The sequence below is a fragment of the Mycobacterium sp. genome (genome assembly GCF_050701675.1).
Lineage (GTDB): Bacteria > Actinomycetota > Actinomycetes > Mycobacteriales > Mycobacteriaceae > Mycobacterium.
The window spans coordinates 1-6,859 of record NZ_JBOGDD010000743.1; the positions used below are offsets into that span (position 1 = coordinate 1).

Annotated in this window: 3 protein-coding genes; all 3 read right to left on the reverse strand. The window is 67.7% G+C overall.

Annotated features, from left to right (window positions below; genetic code table 11):
- Window positions 1-692: DUF4331 family protein (locus tag ACRDUX_RS22765; protein WP_526416756.1), on the reverse strand; the 692-nt coding region annotated here is incomplete at its 3' end.
- A 99-nt stretch (window positions 693-791) separates the two neighbouring features.
- The gene (locus tag ACRDUX_RS22770) at window positions 792-2,363 is read right to left on the reverse strand and encodes an acyl-CoA carboxylase subunit beta (protein WP_526416758.1); all 1,572 of its coding nucleotides are present in this window, start codon (window positions 2,361-2,363) and stop codon (window positions 792-794) included.
- A 5-nt stretch (window positions 2,364-2,368) separates the two neighbouring features.
- The coding region (gene pks13, locus ACRDUX_RS22775; RefSeq protein ID WP_526416760.1) for a polyketide synthase Pks13 at window positions 2,369-6,859 on the reverse strand (4,491 nt) is incomplete at its 5' end.

Below are 6,859 nucleotides of genomic sequence, written 5' to 3' on the forward strand. Positions count from 1 at the left end.
TCCTTGGTCTCGTCGGTGTTGAAGAAGCTGCTCACCGACGGGTGACCCGCCCTGTCGACGTGCAACAGTTCGCCGTCGCGACGCAGGCTGCAGCGGCCCCAGATCCGGATGTCGGGATCCGCGCCGAGTGCACTCGTCGGCAGCTCCAGAACCATCGAGCACACGTTGGCTTCGGTGTTCGAATCCACACCGGTCCAAGGGGATTCAGCAGGGAGGGTCAAGGCGGTGAAGTTCCGCCCACCGGAGGTGTCGAACAGATTCTTGACGCCGTCGAAGTCGAAGAAGAACGCGTCGCTGCGGGCCCCGGCGAAGAACGTGAAGCTGCCGGACTCGAAGACCTGCGGGGTGGGCCCGAACGACACCTCGACGGCCTCGAAGATCCTCGACCCGACGGCCTGCTCGGCGCGGGCCTCGTCGTCGACCGCCAGAAAGACGTCCACCGTCTGACGCCCGTCCTGCGGCTCCGAGAACACGAAGCTGAACGCGATGTCGTTGCGGAGGTCGCCGTCGTTGTCGATGCCGATGCGGTAGATGGCGTCGGGGTGCAGGAAGTCGGCCTGCGGGTTGGCATTCAGGATCAGGACGGTGCGGGAGGGATCCGCAGGAGACTGAAAGGCGTAGAGATCGCACAGATCGAGGCGTTGGTCGCCAAGCGGTGGTCCGAGACTGAGTCCGGTGAAGTGGTTCGACACCCTTGTCATCCAACGCCCGAACGGCCGCGAGCGCGCGCGTTTGCACAGAAATTGCGGCGTGTCGCGGAGCAGACACGCACGCTCGCGGTGGAAGCGGGGCTAGATCGGGATCAGGCCGTGCTTGCGTGCCACGCGCTGAATCTGCTTGTCCCGCAACAACCGCATGGCGCTGCGCAGGTGCAACCGCGTCTGGTGCGGCTCGATGACCGCGTCGATGTAGCCACGCTCGGCGGCGATGTACGGGATCGCCAGGTTGAGGTTGTAGCCCTCGATGAAGTCGGCCTTGATCTTCTGCACCTCTGGAGCATTCGGATCGGGGAAGCGCTTCACCAGCAACTGCGCGGCACCGTCGGCGCCGATCACCGCGATGCGGGCGGTCGGCCACGCGAAGTTCATGTCCGACGTCAACTGCTTGCTACCCATCACCGCGTAGGCGCCGCCGTAGGACTTGCGGACCGTGATGGTCACCTTGGGCACGTCGGCCTCGACGACCGAGTACAGGAATCGACCGCCGCGCTTGATGATTCCGTTCTTCTCCTGCTGCACACCCGGCATGAACCCAGGGGTGTCGACGACGAAGACCAGCGGAATGTTGAACGAGTCGTTGAACCGGACGAACCGCGCCGCCTTGTCGGACTCCTCGTTGTCGATCGCACCCGCGTTGTGCATCGGCTGGTTGGCGATCACGGCGACCGGGTGCCCGTCGACACGGGCGTACCCGGTGATGATCGCCCGGCCGGCCTGCGCGGCCACCTCGAGGAAGTCGCCGTCGTCGAAGATCCGCAGCAGGATCTCCTGCATGTCGTAGCCCATGTTGTCGGCGTCCGGCACGATCGCGTCGAGTTCGAGGTCGTGCGGGGTGACCTCGGGTTCGAGCCCGGGGTTGACGATCGGCGCCGAGTCGAAGGTGTTGGAGGGAAGGAAGCTCAGGTAGTCGCGGACATACTGGAACGCCGCCTTCTCGTCCTCGACGACCTGGTGGATGTTGCCGTACTTGGCCTGATGGTCGGCGCCGCCCAACTCGTCGAGCGACACGTCCTCACCGGTGACGTCCTTGATGACATCGGGACCCGTGACGAACATGTAGCCCTGATCGCGGACCGCCACCACCAGGTCGGTCTGGATCGGCGAGTAGACCGCACCACCCGCGCACTTGCCGAGGACGATCGAGACCTGCGGCACCAGCCCGGACAGCAGTTCGTGGCGACGGCCGAGTTCGGCGTACCAGGCCAGCGACGTCGCGGCGTCCTGGATGCGGGCGCCACCGGAGTCGTTGATGCCGATGATCGGGCAGCCGACCATCGCCACCCACTCCATCAGCCGCGCGACCTTGCGGCCGAACATCTCCCCGACGGTGCCCTGGAACACCGTCTGGTCGTGGCTGAACACGCCGACCGGACGACCGTTGATGGTGGCGTGGCCGGTGACCACGCCGTCGCCGAAGAGCGCGTTCGGGTCACCGGGCGTCATCGCCAGCGCACCGATCTCGAAGAAGCTGCCAGGATCGATCAGATCGTGGATCCGCGCCCGGGCGCTCGGAAGACCCTTCTTGGCGCGCTTGGCGACGGCCTTCTCTCCACCGGGCTCCTTGGCCAGCTCCAGCTTTTCGCGGAGCTCGGCCAGCTTCTCGGCCGTGGTGTGCGGGCGGGTCGGTGGGAGAGTCTCAGTCACGTCGCCTACTTCTCCTTCTCGGCAGCCTCGATGCGGTTGATCGCCTCGCTCATGTGCGCGCCGACCTTCGCAATGTACGGCTCGTCGATCGCCTGGATGTGCTCGCCCCCAATGGCCACGACCTCGAGATCAGACGCGAACTCACCCCAGCCACCGTCGGGCTGGCGGGTGGCGTATGCGGGCTCGAACGTGATCGCGTCGTCGTGGTACCGGTCGGCCATGTACAGCGTGACGTGGCCGCCGTACGGCTTGATGTCGGCGACGTCGAGCGCGCGCTGATCCAGGTACGAGGTGCGCTGGTGCTCGATGATCCCGCCGGGGATCTGCACACCTGCACCCTGGACGGCCTCCAGCACGAACTGCACCTGGCCTGCGTCGTCGAGTTCCTCGAGCTGCTCGTACGGGATCTCCGGGATCTCGACGTTGAACGTCTTCTCCGCGAACTTCGCGTAGCGGTCCCAGCGCAGGCGCGTCGCTTCCTTCGTCTGCTGGATCGGCTCTCCCGGGCGCACCGTGTCGATGAGGCCGACGAACTCCACGTCGGCGCCCGCCTCCTTGAGCCCGATGGCGCAGGCGTAGGACAGCGCGCCGCCGAGTGACCACCCGGTCAGGATGAACGGCTTCCGCTTGGCATCCCCCGTCGCTTCGCTCGCCCCCCAACCGTTGAGCTCCAGCAGCTTCGGTACGTACTGCGCCGCACGCTCCTCGATGGTGCCCTCGACGCGCTCCAGTCCGATCATCGGAGTGCCCGCGGGCAGCCGCTTCAGCAGCGGCTCGTAGACCACCGTCGAGCCGCCAGCGGCGTGGAACACGTAGACCGGGATCTGGTCTTCGGACTCGGCTGCCCGGATGGTCCGGACGAAGCCGTCGAGCTCACCAGCCTCGAGGAATTCTCGCACCGTGGTGGCGAGCTCCTCAATGGTCTGCGCCTTCTTCACGTCGTCGACGGTGATGGTGCCCTCGGCGCGCTCCGTGAGGCGTTGCGCCACCTTCTGCGCCTCCTCGTCGGAGAGCGCGCGCAGCGGGTTGAAGATGCCGCCGGGCGACTTGCCCGTGACGATCGCCCACGTCGCGAAGGTGACCCGCTCGGCGGCATCCCGCGGGGGCACGTCGGAGTTCAGCGCCTCGGAGATCGCCTTCTGGTTGAGCACCTGCGCGGCGCCTGCCAGATTCGGCGTCTTCGCCTCGGCCGCGGGTCCGGCGGGGTTCGTCGGCGGCGGAGGAGGTGGCGGCGGTGCATCTGCTGGCGCTTCGGCCTCGGCCACCTTCTGAGCGAGCATCTCCTCGAGCTCGGCCACCGTGGTGGCTCCGCCCATCAACTCGGCCTGGGCGGCGGCGATCTCCTCGTCGGTCTGGGTCTTCTGGACCTCCGCGAGCTCCTGAACCTCGTCACGGTGCTCGATCGCGTACTCGATGAGCTTCTCGACGGCGTACAGGTTGGCGTCCCGCACCGCGGTCAACTGGATGGGCGGCAGGTCGAAGTCGTACTCGACGCGGTTCTTGATCCGCACCGCCATCAACGAGTCCAGGCCCAGTTCGATGAGCGGGACCTCCCATGGCAGGTCCTCGGGCTCGTAGCCCATGGCGCTGCCGACGATCGTGCCCAGCCGTTCGGCGATGGACTCACCAGAATCCGCCGACCACTTCTTGAAACCCGCTGCGAGACCGGCGCCCGCGGTCAGGTTGTCGCTGAGGATCGCGGCGTCGTCTTCCGGCTCCTCGATCGGCGCGTGCTGCGGCGCCGCCACCTCGGTCAGGGCAGCGCCAGCGCCGACGGCCGTCGGCAGTGCGGTCGCCTGGCCGCCGCGGGTCACGATCGCGTCGTAGACCAGCGTGAACGACTCCGCGATCCGCGCGTGCACCTGCACCGTCGCTCCGCCGGGGTGCCGGGTCAGCGTCGTCACCAGCCGGGCGTCGTCGGCCGGAACCGCGCGCTGCTCGTAGGCCGTCAGCTTGGCATCCGGAAGCACCTGCACCGCAGCGGCTTTCACCAGCGCGGCGAGGTCTGCCGTCGCCCGCGGGGCGTACTCCCACACGTGGCGACCGTCGGGGGTCGCGACGTGGCTACCCGGGATGATGTTGGAGCCGTCTCCGGAGAATCTGACGTCGAGCCAGTGCGGCTTGCGCCTGAAGCGCGTCGGCGGGATGTTCGCGTACTCGCCTGCCGAAAACAGGGTGCGGAAGTCGAGGTCGTGGCCGAACGTGAACAGCTGCGCCATGGCCGTGGTCATCGAGTCGACCTCGTCCTGCTTGCGCGCAAGCGTCGCGATGAGCTGCGCGTCGTGCAGTCCGGCGCTGGCCGTCGTCAGGCCAACCTGCATGAGCGCCACGGGGTTCGGCGCCAGCTCGAGGAACGTGGTGTGGCCGTTGTCGACGGCGTTGCGGATGCCGTGCGTGAAGTACACGCTGTGCCGCAGGCCCTTCTTCCAGTAGTCGACGTCGTGGATCGGCTCGCTGCCCGCGCGGATGAAGCTGCCCTCGTGCACGGTGGAGAAGTAGGGGGTCTTCAACGGCAACGCCTCGATGCCCTGCAGTTCGGCCGCGAGCTCGCCGATCAGAGGGTCCATCTGCTGAGTGTGGCTGGCGCCCTTGGTCAGGAACTTGCGGGCGAACTTGCCCTCGGCCTCGGCCCTGGCGATGATCGCGTCGACCTGCTCCGGCGGGCCGCCGATGACGGTCTGCGTCGGCGCGGCGTACACGCAGACCTCGAGGTCGGGGTAGTCGGAGAACACCGTCTTGATCTCGTCGGCGGAGTACTCGACAAGCGCCATCAGCCGGATGTACTCACCGAACAGCATGGCCTCGCCCTCACCCATCAGGTGACTGCGCGAGCAGATGGTGCGGGTGGCGTCGACCAGCGACAGACCGCCCGAGAAGTACGCCGCGGCCGCCTCACCGAGCGACTGCCCAACGAGCGCACCGGGTTTCGCACCGTGCGCCTTGAGCAGCTCACCGAGGGCGACCTGGATGGCGAAGATGACCACCTGGGTGGTCTCGATGCCGTAATCCTGTGAGTCGTCGAGGATGAGCTCGACGATGGAGTAGCCCAGCTCGTCCTGCACCAGGGCATCGACCGTGTTGATCCACTCGGCGAAGGTCTCGTCGCGCAGATACAGGCTCTTGCCCATCTTGCGGTGCTGCGCGCCGAATCCGGCCAGCACCCAGACGGGCCCGTTGGTGGCGGGACCGTCGGCGGCGAGCACCAGCGGCGTCTGCTTGCCCTCGGCCAGCGCGCGCAGCCCCTTGACCGCCTCGTCGTGGTCGTGCGCCAGAACCACTGCGCGCGAACGGCCGTGGTTGCGTCGCGACAGCGAACGGCCGATCGACTCCAGCGAGGACGCCCGGCCCTCGGGGCCGTCGATCCAGTCGGCCAGCTCGCTCGCGGTGGCACGCTTGCGCGAGGTCAGGAAGCCCGAGACCGCCAGTGGGACGAGCGGTTTCGCCGGCTCCTCGGCGGCGTCGACTTCGGCTGCCAGCTCCTCGCGGGCGACCTCGAGCAGGCGCAGCGCCTCGTCGGTCAGACCGGGCAGTTCCGGTTCTGAGTCGACCGCGGCGGCGGGCACATCGAGGCCGTCGTCGTCATCGTCGACGAACTCGCCGTACTCGTCCATCTTCACGCCGCCGACATAGACGGCGTCGACCTCCGGCTTCTCCTGCACGGCAACGGGTTCCGCAGCAGGCTCCGGCTCGATCAGATCCGATGGCAGTACCTCGCGCATCACCAGGTGCGCATTGGCGCCACCGAAGCCGAACCCCGACACGCCTGCGATCGCGTGGCCGCTGTAGCGCGGCCAGTCGGACGTGGTGTCGTTGACCTTGATGTGGATCTTCTCGAAGTCGATGTACGGGTTGGGCCCCGTGTAGTTGATCGACGGCGGCAGCTTGTCGTTCTTCAGCGACAGCGCGACCTTCGCGAGGCTCGCCGCCCCAGCAGCCGACTCCAGGTGTCCGACATTGGACTTCACCGCACCCAGCAGTGCGGGCTTGTCGGCGGCGCGGCCCTTGCCGATCACCCGGCCAAGGGCGTCGGCCTCGATCGGGTCACCGAGGATGGTTCCGGTGCCGTGGGCCTCGACGTAGTCCACGGAGCGCGGGTCGATGCCCGCGTCCTTGTAGGCCTTGCGCAGCACCTCGGCCTGGGCGTCGGGGTTCGGCGCCAGCAGGCCGTTCGACCGGCCGTCGTGGTTGACCGCGCTGCCCGCGATCACGGCGATGATCTGGTCACCGTCGCGGCGGGCGTCGGCGACGCGCTTGAGCACCAGCATGCCGCCGCCCTCGGAGCGGGCGTAGCCGTCGGCGTCCTGCGAGAACGACTTGATCCGGCCGTCCGGTGCCAACACCCCGCCGACCTCGTCGAAGCCGATGGTGACCAGCGGAGTGATGAGCGCGTTCACGCCGCCAGCGAGCACCACGTCGACGTCACCCGCGCGCAGCGCCTTGATGCCCTCGTGCACGGCGACGAGTGACGATGAGCAGGCCGTGTCGATGGCCATCGA